Annotated in this window: 19 protein-coding genes; 10 read left to right on the top strand and 9 right to left on the bottom strand. The window is 41.3% G+C overall.

What is annotated here, in order from left to right; all coding sequences use genetic code 11:
- Positions 1 to 14 precede the first annotated feature (14 nt).
- Complete coding sequence (locus tag IPO83_06055) at positions 15 to 857, top strand: AraC family transcriptional regulator (GenBank protein ID MBK9730835.1); 843 nt, start codon at positions 15 to 17, stop codon at positions 855 to 857.
- A 210-nt stretch (positions 858 to 1,067) separates the two neighbouring features.
- On the opposite strand, the gene IPO83_06050 is transcribed toward IPO83_06055, so the two are convergent.
- Positions 1,068 to 1,421, bottom strand: coding sequence for a nuclear transport factor 2 family protein (locus IPO83_06050; GenBank protein MBK9730834.1), 354 nt, complete (start codon positions 1,419 to 1,421; stop codon positions 1,068 to 1,070).
- A gap of 355 nt (positions 1,422 to 1,776) precedes the next feature.
- Here IPO83_06050 and IPO83_06045 point away from each other — a divergent pair, with 355 nt between their 5' ends.
- The 7 genes from IPO83_06045 to IPO83_06015 all read left to right on the top strand — a co-directional run bounded on the left by IPO83_06045 (position 1,777) and on the right by IPO83_06015 (position 8,521).
- Positions 1,777 to 2,568: an ABC transporter permease gene (locus IPO83_06045; protein MBK9730833.1), complete on the top strand. Its 792-nt coding sequence runs from the start codon at positions 1,777 to 1,779 to the stop codon at positions 2,566 to 2,568.
- A gap of 16 nt (positions 2,569 to 2,584) precedes the next feature.
- Positions 2,585 to 3,358: an ATP-binding cassette domain-containing protein gene (locus tag IPO83_06040; GenBank protein MBK9730832.1), complete on the top strand. Its 774-nt coding sequence runs from the start codon at positions 2,585 to 2,587 to the stop codon at positions 3,356 to 3,358.
- 2 nt (positions 3,359 to 3,360) lie between these two features.
- Positions 3,361 to 4,332: an MCE family protein gene (locus IPO83_06035; protein MBK9730831.1), complete on the top strand. Its 972-nt coding sequence runs from the start codon at positions 3,361 to 3,363 to the stop codon at positions 4,330 to 4,332.
- Positions 4,333 to 4,486: 154 nt separating this feature from the next.
- Entirely contained in the window at positions 4,487 to 5,677 is a 1,191-nt protein-coding gene (locus IPO83_06030) for a molybdopterin molybdotransferase MoeA (GenBank protein ID MBK9730830.1), read from the top strand.
- A 66-nt stretch (positions 5,678 to 5,743) separates the two neighbouring features.
- The gene (gene moaC / locus IPO83_06025) at positions 5,744 to 6,226 is read left to right on the top strand and encodes a cyclic pyranopterin monophosphate synthase MoaC (GenBank protein MBK9730829.1); all 483 of its coding nucleotides are present in this window, start codon (positions 5,744 to 5,746) and stop codon (positions 6,224 to 6,226) included.
- A complete protein-coding gene (locus IPO83_06020) occupies positions 6,207 to 7,370 on the top strand; it encodes an NTP transferase domain-containing protein (GenBank protein MBK9730828.1) in 1,164 nt (387 codons plus the stop codon). The genes moaC and IPO83_06020 overlap by 20 nt, the downstream gene beginning before the upstream one ends.
- 77 nt (positions 7,371 to 7,447) lie before the next feature.
- Positions 7,448 to 8,521, top strand: a complete 1,074-nt coding sequence (locus IPO83_06015; GenBank protein ID MBK9730827.1) for a HesA/MoeB/ThiF family protein — start codon at positions 7,448 to 7,450, stop codon at positions 8,519 to 8,521.
- Positions 8,522 to 8,557: 36 nt separating this feature from the next.
- On the opposite strand, the gene IPO83_06010 is transcribed toward IPO83_06015, so the two are convergent.
- The 7 genes from IPO83_06010 to IPO83_05980 all read right to left on the bottom strand — a co-directional run bounded on the left by IPO83_06010 (position 8,558) and on the right by IPO83_05980 (position 14,551).
- Positions 8,558 to 8,941 (bottom strand): hypothetical protein, encoded by a 384-nt coding sequence (locus IPO83_06010; protein MBK9730826.1) that lies wholly within the window; start codon positions 8,939 to 8,941, stop codon positions 8,558 to 8,560.
- A gap of 2 nt (positions 8,942 to 8,943) precedes the next feature.
- Positions 8,944 to 9,825 (bottom strand): formate dehydrogenase accessory sulfurtransferase FdhD, encoded by an 882-nt coding sequence (gene fdhD / locus IPO83_06005; GenBank protein MBK9730825.1) that lies wholly within the window; start codon positions 9,823 to 9,825, stop codon positions 8,944 to 8,946.
- Between the two features lie 36 nt (positions 9,826 to 9,861).
- Positions 9,862 to 11,586, bottom strand: a complete 1,725-nt coding sequence (locus tag IPO83_06000; protein MBK9730824.1) for a hypothetical protein — start codon at positions 11,584 to 11,586, stop codon at positions 9,862 to 9,864.
- 85 nt (positions 11,587 to 11,671) lie between these two features.
- Positions 11,672 to 12,328, bottom strand: a complete 657-nt coding sequence (locus IPO83_05995) for a phosphatidylserine decarboxylase family protein (protein MBK9730823.1) — start codon at positions 12,326 to 12,328, stop codon at positions 11,672 to 11,674.
- 48 nt (positions 12,329 to 12,376) lie between these two features.
- The gene (locus IPO83_05990; GenBank protein ID MBK9730822.1) at positions 12,377 to 13,234 is read right to left on the bottom strand and encodes a phosphatidate cytidylyltransferase; all 858 of its coding nucleotides are present in this window, start codon (positions 13,232 to 13,234) and stop codon (positions 12,377 to 12,379) included.
- A gap of 46 nt (positions 13,235 to 13,280) precedes the next feature.
- A complete protein-coding gene (locus IPO83_05985) occupies positions 13,281 to 13,496 on the bottom strand; it encodes a DUF2007 domain-containing protein (protein MBK9730821.1) in 216 nt (71 codons plus the stop codon).
- Positions 13,497 to 13,606: 110 nt separating this feature from the next.
- On the bottom strand, positions 13,607 to 14,551 hold the full coding sequence (locus tag IPO83_05980) for a CPBP family intramembrane metalloprotease (protein MBK9730820.1): 945 nt from the start codon (positions 14,549 to 14,551) through the stop codon (positions 13,607 to 13,609).
- Positions 14,552 to 14,696: 145 nt separating this feature from the next.
- On the opposite strand from IPO83_05980, the gene dusB reads away from it, so the two are divergent.
- The gene (dusB, locus tag IPO83_05975) at positions 14,697 to 15,692 is read left to right on the top strand and encodes a tRNA dihydrouridine synthase DusB (protein ID MBK9730819.1); all 996 of its coding nucleotides are present in this window, start codon (positions 14,697 to 14,699) and stop codon (positions 15,690 to 15,692) included.
- Between the two features lie 89 nt (positions 15,693 to 15,781).
- Entirely contained in the window at positions 15,782 to 16,867 is a 1,086-nt protein-coding gene (locus tag IPO83_05970) for a hypothetical protein (GenBank protein MBK9730818.1), read from the top strand.
- A 63-nt stretch (positions 16,868 to 16,930) separates the two neighbouring features.
- Here IPO83_05970 and IPO83_05965 read toward each other — a convergent pair whose 3' ends face one another.
- A complete protein-coding gene (locus IPO83_05965) occupies positions 16,931 to 17,959 on the bottom strand; it encodes a sulfotransferase (GenBank protein ID MBK9730817.1) in 1,029 nt (342 codons plus the stop codon).
- Positions 17,960 to 17,968 lie beyond the last annotated feature (9 nt).

Here is a 17,968-nt window from a genome sequence, read left to right as displayed (position 1 = left end):
AAATATAGTGCAGTATGAAAGCAACTTTTGAAGATATCAAGGTAAAGAAAGGCATGCATTCATTTCTTGCCTTCCGGTTTACTGCACCCGGATTTCCTTTCAAGTGGCACTATCATCCTGAATATGAACTTACACTGATTGAAAGTGGCTGCGGTAAGCGATTGGTAGGCGACAGTCTGAAGAATTTTGAATCCGGCGATTTGGTATTGCTTGGGCCTGAACTGCCGCATACCTGGGAAAGTGTACCAGCCAATCAAAAGAAGAAATGCACAGCCACTGTGATTCAGTTTTCTGATGAATTTATGAAGCCGTTCATAGAACTGTCAGAGTTCAAGGATGTGAAGAAATTATTAACTGACTGCAGAAGAGGACTGTATTTTAAAACCGGTGCGACCGAAGCCATGATGGAAGTCAAAACCCTTGCTGAGGAAACAGGTCCGCAAAGGGTAATTCGTTTGTTGCATTTGCTCAGTATGCTTTCAGGTCTGAGATCACAGCCACTTACTTCCAGCTATTTCCACCCTGTGAAAGGAGTGGAAAATGAAAATCGCATCAACCAGGTTTGCGGATATGTGCTCCGGAATTTTTCAAAAGACATTTCGGTGAATGATGCCGCGAAGCAGATTCATCTTTCTTCCAGTGCCTTTTGCAAATTTTTCAAACGGACAACAGGCAAAACTTTTTCTGATTATGTGAATGAAATCAGAATTTCGCAGGCATGTACCTTGCTGACTGAAACCGATCGCACCATTGCAGATATTGCATGGGCAAGCGGATTTGAAAGTATTACTTATTTCAACCGGGTCTTTAAGAGAAAGAAAGTATTGACGCCTGTGTTATTCAGAAAAAGGAGGTGATTGACCAAGACCAATCAGAAAGGTTACTGTGGATTTTAACGTTAGCACTTATTTGGCCAGGTACTTAATTGATGTTTCAAGTTCCATTATACTCGCATTTGGGGCTTAATTGTCAGATTGGTGTATCTGTAATGGAAGATGGAGAAATCCCTGACCTCCATCACCGGTCAGGGCTCTCTTTTCATGATATTATATCGACGGTTGCAGTTTTCAGTAGAAAAACTGTTCCTTCACGATCTTGCCATCCTTCACTTCATAAAGGCAGATTTCATCCAACGTCATTCTGCCCTGTCCTTTGAAAGTCGCATCAAGCACCATCGCGAGGCTGAAATATTTTCCGCCTACTACAGGTTCTGAAAATGATCCTCCATGACGTTCTTCAATCATTTGCGCAAATTGTTGCCCCTTTTCTCCTACTGCCACCTTTCCCTTTGCCGATTTGATAGGACCATATTCAGGTTCCATACTTTCAATATTATCAGCGTAAAGTTCTGCCCCTGCTTCTGCAATTTTTCCGTTGCGGCAAAGTAATACCAGCCGCTCGGCGACTTGTTGTGTTGTCATCATGGTTTTTGTCTTTTAGGTTTGAAATGTTTGAAAATTGTTTGTAATGACGTTGGGAATTTTACAAACAGGACAGGCATTGGGATTTTTTTTTTAAGGAAGGGTAGCACCTGATGTTGCTGCCTATTTTTAATATAAAGAAAGCAAACACGTGCCCTGTCAATTGGCGCAGCGATTGCAGAATTGACAGGATATTTAGTTTTTCAGTTAATAATAAATAACTTCAAGCCTTTAATTGCCTCATACTGGGGAAACGGAATTTCTTTGTGAATGATCGAGAAATATTTTCCCCGTACTGTAAATAAGGCAGTTAAAAAATTTCAAGTCTTTATTTCAAAATAAGTACAAATTATTAATGAGTTCTACGCCCAGAGAATATGTGATTTCAAAATGGATTGATCCGATTTTCCTGGAACTCTACAATTCATTCAAATTCATTTTCCGTTTTTTCAAAGAGGTTTTCCAGCCGCCCTTTGAATTCCGTGAAATTATCAGGCAATGTTTTGAGATCGGTTATAAATCGTTGCCATTAATAACCTTAACAGGTTTTGTTACAGGCGTTGTGTTTACTAACCAGTCCAGGCCATCATTGGCCGAATTTGGCGCTGCTTCCTGGTTGCCCTCTTTAATTGCCATAGCAATCATCAGAGCGTTGGCACCACTTGTTACCGCATTGATCACAGCAGGAAAGGTAGGATCGAATATAGGTGCGGAATTAGGGTCTATGAAAGTGACAGAACAGATAGATGCTATGGAAGTTTCTGCGGTAAACCCTTTTAAGTTTCTGGTGGTTAGCCGAGTGGCTGCTACCACACTTACCGTTCCGATTTTAATGATCTACAGCGCATTTGTAGGATTGATGGGAGCGTATTTGAATGTGCATTTAAATGAACTCACCAGCTTCACTTCATTTTTTCAATCTGCTTTTCAGCAAATCACTTTTCTCGATATTTTCTCTTCCTTGTTTAAAGCTATCGTTTACGGATTTACAATCGGCATTGTAGGTTGTTATAAAGGATTTAATGCTACGCAGGGAACACAAGGCGTAGGAAGAGCCGCTAACACTTCCGTGGTTGTTTCCATGTTCCTTATTTTTATTGAAGAAATTTTAATTGTACAGGTAGTCACCTGGATCAGAATGTCGTGATAACAAAATTGATAAAATGCGAAAGCAGCAGCAGGAATTAGATAAAGAGCACGTGGTGATTTCGCTCAAAGGCGTTTACAAATCTTTTGGTGAATTGCAGGTTTTGCGTGGGGTTGATCTTGATGTTTACAAAGGAGAAAATGTGGTTGTGCTCGGCCGTTCCGGAACCGGGAAATCCGTTTTAATAAAAATAATTTCAGGCTTGCTGAGACCTGATAAGGGTACGGTAAATGTGTTAGGTAATCATGTGGACGAATTGAATGAAAAGCAGTTGCAGGCATTAAGATTGAAAATCGGATTTTCTTTTCAGGGAAGCGCTTTATATGATAGCATGACCGTACGTGAAAACCTGGAGTTCCCGCTTGTAAGAAATCTAAGAAACCTGAAGAGCGATGAGATTGACAGCGCTGTAAATGAAGTGCTTGAAGCAGTTGGATTGCAGGATAAAATCAACCAGATGCCATCAGATCTTTCCGGTGGCCAACGTAAGCGGATTGGCATTGCACGCACACTGATCCTGAAGCCTGAAATCATGCTGTATGATGAGCCAACGGCCGGTCTTGATCCAATCACCTGCATGGAAATTAATGATCTTATCAATGAAGTCCAACATCGCTATCACACCAGTTCTATCATCATAACGCACGATCTCACCTGTGCCAAAGCAACAGGTGATCGCATGGCGATGCTGATGGAAGGTCAGTTTCTGAAAGTCGGTAGTTTTGAAGATGTTTTTGAAACGGATGATGAAAGAGTGAAAAGTTTTTTTGACTATAATTTTATTCAATAACAATGGCAATCACAAATAACAGGCGTTCAATCGTAGTAGGAATTTTTATCCTGATCGGACTTGCATTCTTTATCGCAGGAGTTCTTGCGATAGGCAGTCTGAACAAAAGTTTCATTAAAAAAATAGAAATATCTACCGTCTTTGAGGATGTGGGTGGATTACAACAGGGCAATAATATCTGGTTTTCCGGGGTAAAAATCGGAACTGTCAAAGACCTGAGTTTTTTTGGTGAATCACAGGTGCTGGTAATCATGAACATTGATGAGAAAGCGCAACCGTTTATCCATAAGAACGCAAAAGCCAAGATCAGCTCCGATGGATTGATTGGTAGTAAAATCATAGTTATTTATGGAGGAAGTGCCACTGCTCCTACCGTTCAGGAAGGAGATCGCCTGAGCGTTGATAAGGCGTATACTACGGAAGACATGTTCAACACATTGCAGGAAAACAATGTAAACATTCTGGCGATCACAACAGATTTCAAAGAGATTGGTAAGAAAATTATGAGCGGAGAAGGAACACTGGGAAAATTACTGATCGATAAAACGTTGTACAATAATTTATTGTCAACCACTCAGACACTCAGTGAAGCATCTTTAAATGCAAAGAAGGTAACGGGTAATCTTAACACCTATACCGCTAAGTTGAACCAAAATGGCGGATTAGCTAATGAATTTGTATCTGATACAATGATTTTTAGCAGCATACGTGAAACAGTAGCACAGCTCAACCAAATTGTTGCCAATGCAAATGCGGTGGTGAAGAACCTTGAAGCGGCAAGCACTGATTCCAATTCACCTTTGGGTGTTATGATGAGTGATGATTCTACTGCACAAAGCATGAAAGCAACTATCAAAAACCTGGAAACGGGTTCAGAAAAACTGAATGAAAACCTGGAGGCCATGCAACATAATTTTTTATTGCGTGGCTATTTTAAGGATCAGGAGAAAGAGCAAAAAAAAGAGCAGAAGTAATTTCAGGAATTGAAATTTCGCTACCGTCATTGACATCAGAGAGCATTTTTTATTTCAAACAAAACGCTGCGCTTCGGTCTTTTTATTCAATTAATTCTCCCGCATTATTTTTAATCTTTCTCTTTAACTGTTTCTTACCCGTCTTAAAAACAGCATGATTACTGTTGCCGAAGCCGATGAAATTATTCGTGCGCAAAAGAAAGATTTTGCTACGGAGAAAATTTCTTTCGCAACATCATTGGGTCGTGTATTGGCGGAAGACATCCTTGCTGACCGTGATTTCCCTCCTTACGATCGCGTTACCATGGATGGCATAGCCATTCGCTATGCAGCTTTTAATAAGGGTATCCGTGCGTTCAGTGTAATTGGTATACAAGCAGCCGGAGAAGTGCCCATACAAATACAATCGGATCATGAGTGCGTTGAAATCATGACCGGTGCTGCAATCGCTTCAAGTGTTGATACCGTTATTCGTTATGAAGATATTGAAATGAAGAATGGAGCGGCAACTGTGCTTGTTGAAACCATTGCACCTTCTCAAAATATTCACTTCAAAGGCAGGGATAAATTGCAAGGTGATGTAGTGTGCCGGACAAATCGGTTTATTACACCTGCCGTAATTAATATGGCTGTTTCTGCCGGTAAGAATGAATTGTTAGTGAAGAAACTTCCACGTGCGGTGATTGTTTCTTCCGGAGATGAATTGGTGGAATTAACCGACACACCTTCTAACTTTCAGGTGCGGCGTTCCAATAATTACGCGGTGCAGGCAGTGTTGCAGCAATTTAATTTGAATCCTGATCTGCTGCGCATTCCTGATGACGCTGTTATTACAAGAGAAGAAATCCGCAAGTGCCTTGATAAGTATGATGTGATGATTATCAGCGGCGCCATCTCAGCAGGCAAGTTTGATTTTGTACCGAAGGCATTGGAAGAACTTTCGTTCAAAAAATATTTTCATAAAGTAAAGCAACGGCCCGGAGGACCATTCTGGTTTGGAAAACATGAGAATGGGTTACTGGTTTTTGCCCTACCGGGAAATCCGGTCAGCACTTTTATGTGCCTGCACCGTTACTTTCTTCCATGGTTAATGAATAGCTGGGAGGTGAAGCCGGAAAAGCAATTCGCCATACTCAATGAAGATTTTGTTTTCAACCCACCACTGCAATATTTCCTGCAGGTAAAATTAAGTGTGAATGAAAAAGGCCAATGGCTGGCCAATCCGGTGATGGGTAATGGCTCAGGAGATTTTGCAAACCTGGTGGACATGAATGCGTTTATGGAACTTCCTCTGGAACGGAATAACTTTACGAAAGGCGAAGTGTTCAGGGTGTGGAGATTTTGAAGAGTTTAAGGGTTTGAATTGTTTGAAGGGTTTATGTTGTTTAGCGTTTCGTAAATATCTGGTTAAATGAAGAAACAAGAGATTACACATTTAGATGAAACGGGAAGAGTGAAAATGGTGGATGTGGGAGAGAAGAAAATTTCTCATCGTATTGCGGTGGCGCAAAGCGTTGTCGTATTGCCTGAAGAAGTAGTCTCAAAATTTGCTGAAGGCGATATCCGTACGAAGAAGGGCGCTGTATTTCAAACAGCAATTATTGCGGGCATTATGGCCGCAAAAAAAACCGGTGAACTGATTCCATTGTGTCATCCGTTGGGATTGGAAAATTGTAACATCACCATTCAACTCAGGAATAAGAACGAATTGGTGATTGAATGCACAGCAAGCATCACTGCCAAAACCGGTATTGAAATGGAAGCGCTTGTAGGAGCAACCATCGCTGCGCTAACTGTTTATGATATGTGCAAAGCCCTGAGTCACCACATCGTAATTAAAGAAACAAAACTGCTAAAAAAAACAGGCGGTAAAAATGATTTCGCAGCCACATAAAAAACATGCAGAGCTGATAAAGCCTGCGCAGGGAAATTTCGGAAGAAATGAATGGGCGTTTATGGGCGCTCCCTGTTCTGATATCAAATTACTGGCTGCAGAAATCATTGGTAGTCTTTCGGCGAATTATAAATGCGCCTATGTTGATGCTGCTCACTCCAAAGAAAATGAACCTGCAATCTTGCCCGGACGACTTGCCTGCGGTGCAATGACGGAATATGCTGATAAGATCGATCATCATCAATTCAACTTTAATAAATCATTCAACCCGTTTCAATTCCGCCAGTTAATGAATGATGCGGATATTGTTTTTGTAAATGGAAATCATCAGCAGGCAAAGGCGCAGGTGGTGGTGATGCATTCTGCTAAAGAAGATTCACTGAGAAAAAAAGTGCAGCAACTTACAAATGTGCAGTTGTTTTTATTGGCGGAAGGAGTTGATGATGTTTTTGAATTTGTAAAAGAAGCGCTTCCGGATTGGAAAAATATTCCGGTTTGCAAGCTGGCTGAAAAGGAAAAAATTATTTCATTCTTTCGACAAAAAATGGAAGTTGCCAAACCGGTATTGAATGGATTGGTGCTTGCCGGCGGAAAGAGTCTGCGACTGGGCAACGACAAAGGAAAAATCAACTGGCATGGAAAAGAGCAACGGATATTTATGGCAGAGTTGCTGCAACAATTTTGCAGCGAAGTTTTTATTTCCTGCCGGGAAGATCAGCAGCAGGAGATGGATGAAAAATTCAAAACCATCGCTGATACTTTTATTGGATTGGGTCCTTATGGTGCAATACTCTCCGCGTTTCGTGAACAACCCAATGCAGCATGGTTGGTGGTTGCCTGCGATTTGCCTTTGTTAGAGGAAACTATATTTCGCTTCCTGATTGAACATCGCAACACTGCATCAGTAGCCACTGCTTTCGAAAGTCCTCACGATGGATTACCAGAACCGCTGATCGCTATCTGGGAACCGAAAAGTTATGCGGTATTGTTGTCGTTTCTGGCACAGGGATATTCTTGCCCTCGAAAAGTTTTGATCAACAGCGAGGCTACTATTATCAAAGCGCCTTTGTCAGAGTCATTGATGAATGTGAATACAATGGAAGAGTTTGAGAAGGTGAAGGGAATATTAAATAAGAACTCTTAGAAAAGCAAAGTGAAAATTGTTTTTTGAATTACGCTTTTCTTAATTTTTAATGGCTTTCAAAATCATTATCTCTTCAAATGAACTCACTCCTTGAATCCCTCCGCTACAGTTGCCAAATGCAATTGCCGGATTTTGGAGAAGCAAAGCAGCAGTTATTAAAGCAATCGAAAGTTTTAATGATTGGTGCCGGCGGTTTGGGTTGTCCTGCGGCGCAATACCTCGCAGCAACAGGAGTGGGAACCATTACTATTGCTGATTTCGATACTGTTTCCATTGGCAATCTCCACAGGCAGATTCTTTTTACTCCGGAGGAAGTTGGATTGAATAAAGCGATTGTTGCCTGTAAAAAATTGCAAGTGCAGAATCCGTACATTCTATTAAATCCAGTTGCCGAAAAGATAACTGCCTCAAATGTGTTGCAGGTGATTGGTGACCATGATGTGGTAGTAGATGGTACGGATAATTTTGAAACGCGCTACCTCATTAATGACGCTTGTGTATTGCTTGGCAAACCATTGGTGTATGGAGCAATCTATCAATATGAAGGACAAGTGGCAGTTTGGAATTTTCAAAATGAAGGTGGAACACGATCACCCAACTACCGTGATATATTTCCTGAGGTGAATGCTGCATTGATTCCCAACTGCGCGGAAGGTGGCGTGATTCCAACACTGGCCGGCATCATCGGTTGTATGCAGGCCAATGAAGCAATCAAGCTTATCACTAAAACGGGTGAAGTGCTTGCAGGAAAAATGTTAATGCTGAATGCACAAACATTGCAAAGCAGAATTATCAGCATCGGACTCACGTCAACTGTTTCCATCACGCAGCTTGCAGAAACAATACCTGTGGCATTAATTGCTGTGGAAGAATTGATGGAGCATCTTAACGATGGTAAATTTGAATTGATTGATGTGCGTTCCATAGAAGAGCGGAATGCTTTTGATATAGGAGGCAAACATTTTCCGATTGCTGAATTGGATAACTTAATTCAAAATATAAGTCGTGATAAACCGGTTGTTTTTTATTGCGCATCCGGCAAGCGCAGCACGGAAGCGGTGAAAATGTTCAACAGAAATTTTCCTGAAGTCAATGCGTATTCGTTGGATGGTGGGATGAAAGCGTGGAAGGAGAAGGTGTATGGTCAATAGTCAAAAAGTCATTAGTCAATAGTCCTTAGTCGTTAGTTAGCATTGATTAGGAGGAATGGGGATATCGTCGGGTGTGAAATAATCTTGCTGGTCTTCTTCCGGTATTTCCTTGCAGGGAAAATCTTTTTCTAAGATGATGTCAAGGTTTCTGTTTTCATCAATATGGATGGTGTGATAGATTCCAACCTCATTATTGTTCATCCAGGTTAATGCAATGTTGGTTGGAATGACAACTGTAATGGATTGCGCTTCTAAATTTGCTGCAACTTCCGGTTGATCCGGCGCAATCAATAAGCGGTATTCAAAAGAGCCATTGAGGAAAGGGATCTTTTCGTGAACGGAATTATCGTTGCGTAGTTTTTCAATGTCTGATTTTTTCAAACGTAGTCGCAGCGAATTTTTATCGAATCGTAATTTCATTTTCAGTCAGCAGTTTTGTTTAGCGCAATTCTCTCTGCGCCGCAATAAATATTCATCCTGTCTTTTTTCAGAAAGCCAATCACGGTCATGTTAAAATCAGCGGCCAGCTCAATGGCTAAGCTGGTAGGTGCTCCAATGGAACACACTACGGGTATGCCAGCGGCTAATGCTTTCTGCACGAGCTCATAACTTAATCGTCCGCTGAATACTGCAATGCGGTTTGTTAATGGAATGGATTGTTGTTTCAGCAGGTAGCCAATCATTTTGTCCATGGCATTGTGACGACCTACATCTTCAAAACTTATGAGCAGTTCGCCTTCAAAGGAAAACAGTGCTACAGCGTGTGATCCGCCGGTTACTGAAAATAATCCCTGGAAGGATTGAATCAATTCAGGCAATCTGCTGATCGTGTTTTGAGGAATTGTTTCACCGGTATCCAACGGAATGTAAGTGCCTTCATGTGATGAAACATCAAATGCACCGCTACCGCAAAAACCACAGGCTGAGTTGGTGATGAATTTCTTTTTGGTGGAAAGATCAATAATAACATCTGGTGCCAATTCAATCAACAAAGCATTTTCCTGTAATTCGGGTGCATCAAAATTTCCGGTGAAGCGGATCGAAACTACATCAGATGCACGCTGGATCATATGTTCGGCAAACAGCCAGCCTGTTACCATATTAAAGTCATTACCCGGCGTCCGCATGGTTACTGCAAGCAATTCTTTTTTACGGTTACCGGCACTGCCGTAAGCGATATTGATTTCAAGCGGTGCTTCTTTCACTACCTCATCAGTGTCATCAACACAGTTGTTTCCCAAAATTTTCTTAACCTGAAATTTTTGGGTTTCCTTTTCCAGTTTATGTTTTGCAGTGGAAATCATGAAGAAGAAAGTTACGGGTTATTCCTCGTATCAAAATTATTCAAACGGAATTTTAGTTGCGTTCATCAATCTTCCCACAGGATAACGCCGATACGATTTTTCATAGTAAGCTGAATGCGTGTAAACAAAATTTAATTGTGCTTCCGCACTTTTGGCAAAATCAGGATCTGTTTTTTTGCGCTCTTCCAGCTCCGCTTTTAGTGCTGCATCTTTTTGTAAAAGCTCAGCAGCCAAGTCTTCAAAAACATAATCCGAGAAGTATTCTTTCTCCATCAGGATGGCATCAAAGAAATTCCACGCAAAGTAAGAGTCGACGCCTTGAGGTTCGAGCATTTCCACGATGTAACGGTTGCTGAGTTGATTTGGAAATATTACATAATCTCCTTTGTAATACTGAAGGTGCTGCACTTCACTTCGCAGCTTGACATGGGTATGCAGGAAATGTCCTTCGAACGCGCGATCAACGGTTTTGAAATCTTCGAGGTAATAAACAGTTACCTCGAGTGAAGTGTCTTTAGCCAATTGTTTCATGGCTACTCCATTCCATTTCAATCGATCAATTACATTTCCCCAACCTTGTGGAATGAGATAGGCATAAGGTACTGTAGCAATATCTCCGGCATCATAATGATTGAAATACTTAATTTCTTTTTCGAAAGGTTCATTGCGGTCATAGTACAGTCGTTGCAAGCCACTCACTTCACTGGATTTATGTTTAGCGGTATAACCTTTAAAAGAAATTGGGGTGTACTTTTTTTCATCCAATATCCAGTTCAGCGGGTATTCTTTTTGTGAGGCAACTGCTTCATCCGCTTTCTTTTTATTCATGCCAATCTGTTCATAATCGCGGTTCACGAGTTTGCCCACTTCTTCCAGCAGGCTATAAGTACTTCGGACTCTCGGTGTGTATTCCTTCAGCATATGTGTTTCCGGCATCATACCAATGCAGTTAAAGAGCGCGGCATAACCGGTTGAATAGCGCGCTGTTTCCAGAAATTGAACGAGACCTGAGTCAGGTGATTCGCCTATTGTATTCACGTAAGGAATCATTTCAAACCCGGCATTCTTCATGGCAATGTTTAAATACGGCAACAAGATCTTTTCCTGGTAAGCAGCCAAAACAGGTTGCAGTTTATCAGGCTGTGTTGGAATCAACGTCATCGTATATTGATAATCGGCACCATTGCTTACATGCGTATCAACAAAAATTTCCGGTTGCCATTCTCTGAAGATCTGCGTGAAAGTTTGCGCTTCTTTCGAATCACACTTTACAAAATCACGGTTTAAGTCGTAGTGCTGTGAAGTGCCACGAAAACCATATTCCTCCGGTCCGTTTTGATTCACCCTGCTGGATGATCCGCGATTGAGCATGCCGCTTACATTGTACACCGGAATAATAATGATGACCACGTGATCAAGAATAACATTCAATTCTTTTTTGAGCAACAGGTCACGTGCCAGCATCATGCTTGCATCAATACCATCGGGTTCGCCGGGATGAATCCCATTGTTGATGAGATAGATTCTTTTATTGTTCTTCCGTATTTCTTCAGGTTTGAAAATTTTATCTTTTGAAATTACAACGAGGTGCAAAGGTTTGCCTACACTGGAAGTTCCGTAGGTGAGCAATTGCACTTCTTCAAATTTCTTATCGAGCAATTGATACCATGCAATACATTCATCGTAGGTGCAGGTTTGATTTCCATTTCCTTTTTCGTAGGGAGTAAGCATTTCATTGCCGGTTTGAGCAGGCTGTAGCATGAGAAGAAGATTTAGGAGGAGAATAAACATGTAGGAAATCGGGGAACAAAAAATTATGATTTACCGGATAATGCATTGGAAGTGATCATGAAATGGAAGCGATCACCGTTTCACCACCGCGTACATCCTGGTTCAATTGCACTTTAATTTTTGCATCCAATGGCAAAAATAAATCTACCCTTGAGCCAAATTTGATGAATCCGAATTCTTCGCCCTGATGAACTGTATCCTGCACATTCAGGTAGTTGACAATCCTTCGGGCAAGGATGCCGGCAATTTGCCGCATCAGCAATTCGATTTTATCATTTGCAATTACCACAGTGGTCCGTTCATTATCAGTGGATGATTTTGGATGCCATGCTACAAGAAATTTCCCATGATGGTGCTTTACATATTTTACTTCGCCACTGATGGGATTGCGGTTTACATGTACGTTGGCCGGCGACATAAAAATGGAAAGCTGTCTTCTGGGAGCATTGAAGAATTCCATTTCCATCGTTTCCTCAATCACCACCACTTTTCCATCGGCCGGTGCAATAATTTCATTGGCATTTATTATTGTATTTCTTTTTGGGTTTCTGAAGAAAGAAATCAGGAAAAGATAAAAACTGATTGTAAGGATAATCAGTGCCACCAGCATCCAAACAGGAATTGGTAAAAGCATCATCAACATACCGTTAATGATAATAAGTATAACCGCCATCAGCAACAATGTTGCGGTTCCTTCTTTATGAATTCTCAGCATATGTATAGGTCAACGTTTAAAGATTCATGAATAAAAAATACCTCCTCATTTCATCAACAGTGTAATCATGTAAAATCCAAACACAAACGGAATGCAAAAGATGAAAGCATCAAAACGATCTAAAAAGCCACCATGACCGGGCATAAAGGAACCGGAATCCTTCACACCTACCGATCTTTTAATCATTGATTCTACTAAGTCGCCGATAGTTCCGAAAATTGAAACGATTGCACCCACGATCATCCATCCCATTACATTAAATTGCTTAAAGTAATGAGACAGCACCCATCCAACGAAGACAGCAAAAATAAATCCGCCGATAAATCCTTCCCACGATTTTGCAGGTGAAACGGAGGGAAACAACTTGTGTTTTCCAAACAGTGAACCTGAAAAATAGGCCATGGTATCATTTGTCCAGACTAGCAATACAATGCCAAGGATCAGGCCGCAACGAATGGGAAACCATGCTCCATGCTCGTGTGCATATGGGAAAAAAGCGGCCATGGCAAGCGGAAAGCTGATGTAAATAATTCCAGTAACATTTAATCCGGCATTGCGCAACGGTGATTTGCTGCTAAGAAATAATTCGAGGACAAGGTAGCCTAACAACAGCGGTACCACCAGGAAATAAATGTATTCATTTACGAAAGGTAAAAACCGGAAACCCGTACCGAGCAAATAGAAAATGATGGTGCCGGAAATGATGGAGTAAATAAATGCACGGCGTTGCTGACGTGGGGAATATTCCTGTAGCGTTTGAATGAGTCGATTGTATTCCCACAAACAACCTGTATGAATTACCAGCATCAAAACGAGGAATGCATATTCATGAATTACAATTCCGCCCAACATAACAGCCGCAAATACAATAGCAGTAAGTGCTCGTTTTGACAGATCATTCATGGTTATGATTTTTTGCATTCATCAAAAAAAGTGCAATGGGTTTTATCTAATCATCAGAAAATGCTTCTTCAATAATGTTGATCGCCGCGATGGAATCTTTGAGCGCAACATACACACTGATCTCACCGATGGTAATATAGGAAGAGTCTTGTTGATTCAGTATTACAGCTTCAATGTGGTGCTCTTTGAGAATGCTTTGTGCGATGGTGGCCTGATGCAACATCGGCGATTCATACACTTTTACCCATTCTTCCTGTTGCATCCGATAGTGTTGTAGTAAGCTTGAATAAAAACCAGCTTTACCGGTTTAGTAAGCGAAGATTAAAGAGCTGCCGATCGAAATAAACCTCTAATGTTAACTCTGGTGATTCGTCAAAAAATAAATTTCCTTCGGTCGCTGACTTTTCTGAAAAGAAAGAGCAACCCGGCCAGTAAAAAAGTGCAGATAATAATGGCATAAGCGGGAAGTGCATCATCACCGGCAATATCAAATTGAATGCTGCCATGTTCATGCAGATATGCTAACACAATCTGGCCACCGTTAATAAATCCATGTGCAATAATCGGCACCCACAAATTTCCGCTCCAATAAAACAAATATCCGAGTAATCCACCCAGGAGCATCCTTGGTACAAAACCATAAAATTCAAAATGAATAAAGCTGAAAATGAAGGCGGTGATCCAGATGGCGATATGTGCATTCTTCAACCATTCTTTCATCACTTGTTGCACGCAGCCGCGGAAAAATAATTCTTCAGCAATAGCGGGAATAACTGCCACAACAATCAGGTTGATGAAAAGATCTGCCACTGTTGGCATTTTTAAAAACAACGAGGTTAATTTTTCATTGGAGTCTGCTGAATCCCGGATCATTTTTTCGATAGGATCCAGGAATGCCGGAAGATCAAGTTGTTGATTCAGTAGGTAGGTGAAACTGATAAACGGGCCTGCGAAAGCAAGCACTAATGCAGCCAATGGTAAAAGCCAGGGTGTGAACTTTCTCCTTAGCCGCAGAAAATCTCCTCCGGGAAATTTGAGTAATGCAAAAAGTATTGCAGGAACAAAAAATCCACCGAGCGACGACATGAATTGCAACAGCTTGATCGCATTCACCTGGTTTGCATTCATTGCCACTCCGTTTGTGTTAGTTAAGGCATTCTGCAAAACAATGTCGATGGTGGTGATGCCAAATAAAGGTCTTACCAGGAACATGGCCAGCATGGTGAACAAAAACATAAAAATGAGGGTAAGCGAGGTCAGGAGTAGCATTTGCATCAGGGGATGCATTCCATCCATCGGAAATCGTCGGCGTATCATGCGTCAAAAATCGTAAATTTGGCGCGCATTTAACAAAAATTCAAACTACTGTGTTTCTTTGCTTTCATGATTGCACAGTTTCTTAGCAGTAGAATGCATGTCTCCTGCAGTTTGAAAGCAAAAATGAATGCACGAATAGCGTACAATGATTAAGATTGGAAACATATCGTTAGGAGAATTCCCGCTGTTGCTTGCACCAATGGAAGATGTAAGTGATCCGCCGTTCAGAGCAGTCTGCAAAATGAATGGCGCTGATCTTATGTACACGGAGTTTATTTCTTCCGAAGGGCTGATCCGTCATGCACGCAAGAGTGTTCAGAAGCTTGACATTTACGATTATGAACGTCCTATTGGCATCCAGTTTTTTGGTGGAGAGATCGACACGATGGTAGAGTGCGTGGATATTATTGAGGAAGCACAGCCTGATCTGATTGATATTAATTACGGTTGCCCGGTGAAAGGAGTGGCTTGTCGTGGCGCCGGAGCTGGTATTTTAAAGGATGTGCCGAAGATGGTGACGATGACGGGCGAAATTGTGAAACGCGCTACGTTGCCTGTTACTGTGAAAACAAGACTTGGTTGGGACGATGACAGCATTAACATCATGGAAGTTGCGGAACGGTTGCAGGATGTTGGCATTGCCGCACTCAGCATTCACGGGAGAACACGTTGCCAGTTATATAAAGGCGTTGCAAGGTGGGAGCCGATTGATGAAGTGAAAAAAAATCCACGCATCCGCATTCCCATTTTTTTAAACGGCGATGTTACGTCTCCTGAAAAGGTAAAATTTATCCGCGAAAATTTTGATGTTGATGGTGTGATGATCGGTCGTGCAGCCATCGGTAATCCATGGTTTTTCAATGAAGTAAAACATTTCCTGAAAACAGGCGAGCATCTTCCACCGCCAACCATTGATGAACGTATTGAAGTATCTCGTACGCATTTGCAAAAGTCAGTGCAATGGAAAGAAGGCAGGCTGGGTATTTTGGAAATGCGGAAACACTATGCAAATTATTTCAAAGGACTGCCGAATGTGAAAGAGTTTCGCGACAGGCTGGTTCGGTTGGAAGAGATTGGAGATATAGAACAGGTTTTTGAGGAGATGAGGTTGAGATATGCGGGAGAGGTTGTAACCTTGTAATTCAGATCTTTGCAAAAAAACCGTCTGAACAATACCAGAATTAATTTTTCTGCTTCAACTTATTTTCTTTCATCCACATTTCACCATTCATGTTGAAGTATTGTTCGTTACTCTTAATTCAATGTATCATTCCGGGGAGTTTATTTTCGCAAGGTCTTTCTGCCTATCTCAACACCAGAAATGCCTTTTACGTATTCGACGATTCCATCACCAAAGAAATTGAATACCTGCCACCTGGAAATTTTAAGATTGGAGGAAACTGTATTGCTTATATCTCGAGCGACAATAGTTTCAAGGTTTATCAGAAAGGTAAAGTGATAAAAGTGAATGAAGGATTCACTACCGAATATTTCATGACCGGTAATTATGTGGTGATGAAAAATAATACCTCGTTACATGTGTACGACAATGGTAAATCGATGCTGCTGGTTCGCAACCCTTATGATTGGGTGGCTTCGGATAGCCTCATCGGTTTTGCTGATCCGTTGTCCAAAGCTTATTTCATTTACGCTGATGGAAAAATTGTGGCACTCAGTCAGGATCTTATCGGCGATCCGATTAAGATAAGTGACGTCGGCAAAAACATTTTGGCTTATACTACGATTGACGACAGTCTGAAAGTATTTTATCATGGTAATATTTATCCGCAACCGGTACAAAATGTGACTGAAATTAAAACCGGAAAAAATATTGTCGCATACCAAAACGATTACAATAGCGAGTTCAAAGTTTTTTACAAAGGAAAGCCGCTTACACTTGAAACGTTTAAGGTGCGGGTGTTTTTTACAGGCGACGACTTAGTGGCTTATCTTACAACAGAAGGAAAATTCAAAATATTTTATGAAGGAATAGTTTATACCATCGGAACTTTCAATCCTGGTAATTTTAGAATTAAGGACGACATCGTCACTTATACTGATGAAGTAGGTTTTTTCAAAGTGTTTTACAAAGGCAACACGTACCAGCTGGAACAATACACACCTGATCATTATGAAATGGCGCAGCATTCACTTTATTATGTTGGCCTTGACGGTCGCATCAATTTCTTTTCATTTGGCAGTAAACAGGAGTTGCCGATAGAAAATTATGTAAGTCTGCGGCTTGATTATGATGTGTTGCAGGTGGAAACTTCACCGCATCAATTCAGCTTCTATTACAAAGGAAAGGTGTTCTAAAAACAAAAAGTCCTGCTGAAACCTCAACAGGACTTTTAGATTACAATTTATTTCCGGAAAGTATCAGGACATTACTTTTTCCTTCGACCATTCTTTTGCCAATACTTTAAGATCGGTGAGCACCTGTTCCTGGCGGCGGCGGTTTTCCATGTCTTCCGGATCGGTCTTCGCCGTTTGTTCCTTTTTCCGGCGGTCATTTTCTGCATTGAAGGCAGCTATCTGTTCTGCTGTAAATTGCATTTCTTCTCCTTTCTTCACAAATGCTCTTTCATAACCCAGCTCATCCAGTTCATTGCCTGCAACGGATTCAAAAATACGCAGATCTGCTTCAGACATTTCTTTCAGAAATTTATTGAAGTTATGGTGCATGATCGGCTTGGTCACATTTTCCCAAAGTGAACTTGCAACAGCGGTATTTTTTGCTTCCTGACTGTCATAAAATTCCATCATCTCAGGCATGAATTCGATGCCGAGAAATGCACACATGTTACGTAACGTGCTTTCTGTTTCTTCTGTTAATTCAGTATACGAAACGGTGAAATAACGATCAGTGGATAAATTAGCTCTTGCGTCAAGACAAAGTCTTTGTAATTCCGACCATTGCTTGGCAATGCAATACACATGCTTATCACCAATTACTGCTTTTGAAAAAGACAAAGCCACATCCCGGCCATCGCGGTGCAGAAAGATGTATTTGTTATTTCCGAAATATTGATTCAGGTGATCAGCCCAACGAATGTTCTGCATGCTTTTACATAGCCATGCCTGTGCACCATTGGATTCACCATAGATATCCATCACGGCCCCGTAAATGGCGATCACATGTTTTTCACGGCAGCGTCGCTTCACTTCCTGACGATTCAATGTTGTATTGAGCCACAACACAGGATTTGTTTCCACCAAACGGCAAACAATTTCTACCATCTGGTTAAACTTATCATCATCAAGTATTACATGAACGGGAATGATCGGATCAATCCGTTGCAGGATATGAGGGGGATGTGGGGCCGCAATCTCATGCGAATTCGAAATCATCAGGCGTAGTAAATTGGATCCTGACCTTTGTTCACCTACTAGGAAAAGTGCTTGCATACTCTTCTG

It is taken from the genome of Chitinophagaceae bacterium (genome assembly GCA_016717285.1).
GTDB lineage: Bacteria > Bacteroidota > Bacteroidia > Chitinophagales > UBA10324 > JACCZZ01.
Note: the sequence above shows the minus strand (reverse complement) of the source record. Positions and strands in the feature narration are given on the sequence as shown.

Bases quoted from the DNA above. Each gene is read 5' to 3' on its own strand.
- IPO83_06055 (MBK9730835.1), top strand. From the start codon at position 15: ATGAAAGCAACTTTTGAAGATATCAAGGTAAAGAAAGGCATGCATTCA.
- IPO83_06050 (MBK9730834.1), bottom strand. From the start codon at position 1,421: ATGACAACACAACAAGTCGCCGAGCGGCTGGTATTACTTTGCCGCAAC.
- IPO83_06045 (MBK9730833.1), top strand. From the start codon at position 1,777: ATGAGTTCTACGCCCAGAGAATATGTGATTTCAAAATGGATTGATCCG.
- IPO83_06040 (MBK9730832.1), top strand. From the start codon at position 2,585: ATGCGAAAGCAGCAGCAGGAATTAGATAAAGAGCACGTGGTGATTTCG.
- IPO83_06035 (MBK9730831.1), top strand. From the start codon at position 3,361: ATGGCAATCACAAATAACAGGCGTTCAATCGTAGTAGGAATTTTTATC.
- IPO83_06030 (MBK9730830.1), top strand. From the start codon at position 4,487: ATGATTACTGTTGCCGAAGCCGATGAAATTATTCGTGCGCAAAAGAAA.
- moaC (MBK9730829.1), top strand. From the start codon at position 5,744: ATGAAGAAACAAGAGATTACACATTTAGATGAAACGGGAAGAGTGAAA.
- IPO83_06020 (MBK9730828.1), top strand. From the start codon at position 6,207: ATGATTTCGCAGCCACATAAAAAACATGCAGAGCTGATAAAGCCTGCG.
- IPO83_06015 (MBK9730827.1), top strand. From the start codon at position 7,448: ATGAACTCACTCCTTGAATCCCTCCGCTACAGTTGCCAAATGCAATTG.
- IPO83_06010 (MBK9730826.1), bottom strand. From the start codon at position 8,941: ATGAAATTACGATTCGATAAAAATTCGCTGCGACTACGTTTGAAAAAA.
- fdhD (MBK9730825.1), bottom strand. From the start codon at position 9,825: ATGATTTCCACTGCAAAACATAAACTGGAAAAGGAAACCCAAAAATTT.
- IPO83_06000 (MBK9730824.1), bottom strand. From the start codon at position 11,586: ATGCTACAGCCTGCTCAAACCGGCAATGAAATGCTTACTCCCTACGAA.
- IPO83_05990 (MBK9730822.1), bottom strand. From the start codon at position 13,234: ATGAATGATCTGTCAAAACGAGCACTTACTGCTATTGTATTTGCGGCT.
- IPO83_05985 (MBK9730821.1), bottom strand. From the start codon at position 13,496: ATGCAACAGGAAGAATGGGTAAAAGTGTATGAATCGCCGATGTTGCAT.
- IPO83_05980 (MBK9730820.1), bottom strand. From the start codon at position 14,551: ATGATACGCCGACGATTTCCGATGGATGGAATGCATCCCCTGATGCAA.
- dusB (MBK9730819.1), top strand. From the start codon at position 14,697: ATGATTAAGATTGGAAACATATCGTTAGGAGAATTCCCGCTGTTGCTT.
- IPO83_05970 (MBK9730818.1), top strand. From the start codon at position 15,782: ATGTTGAAGTATTGTTCGTTACTCTTAATTCAATGTATCATTCCGGGG.
- IPO83_05965 (MBK9730817.1), bottom strand. From the start codon at position 17,959: ATGCAAGCACTTTTCCTAGTAGGTGAACAAAGGTCAGGATCCAATTTA.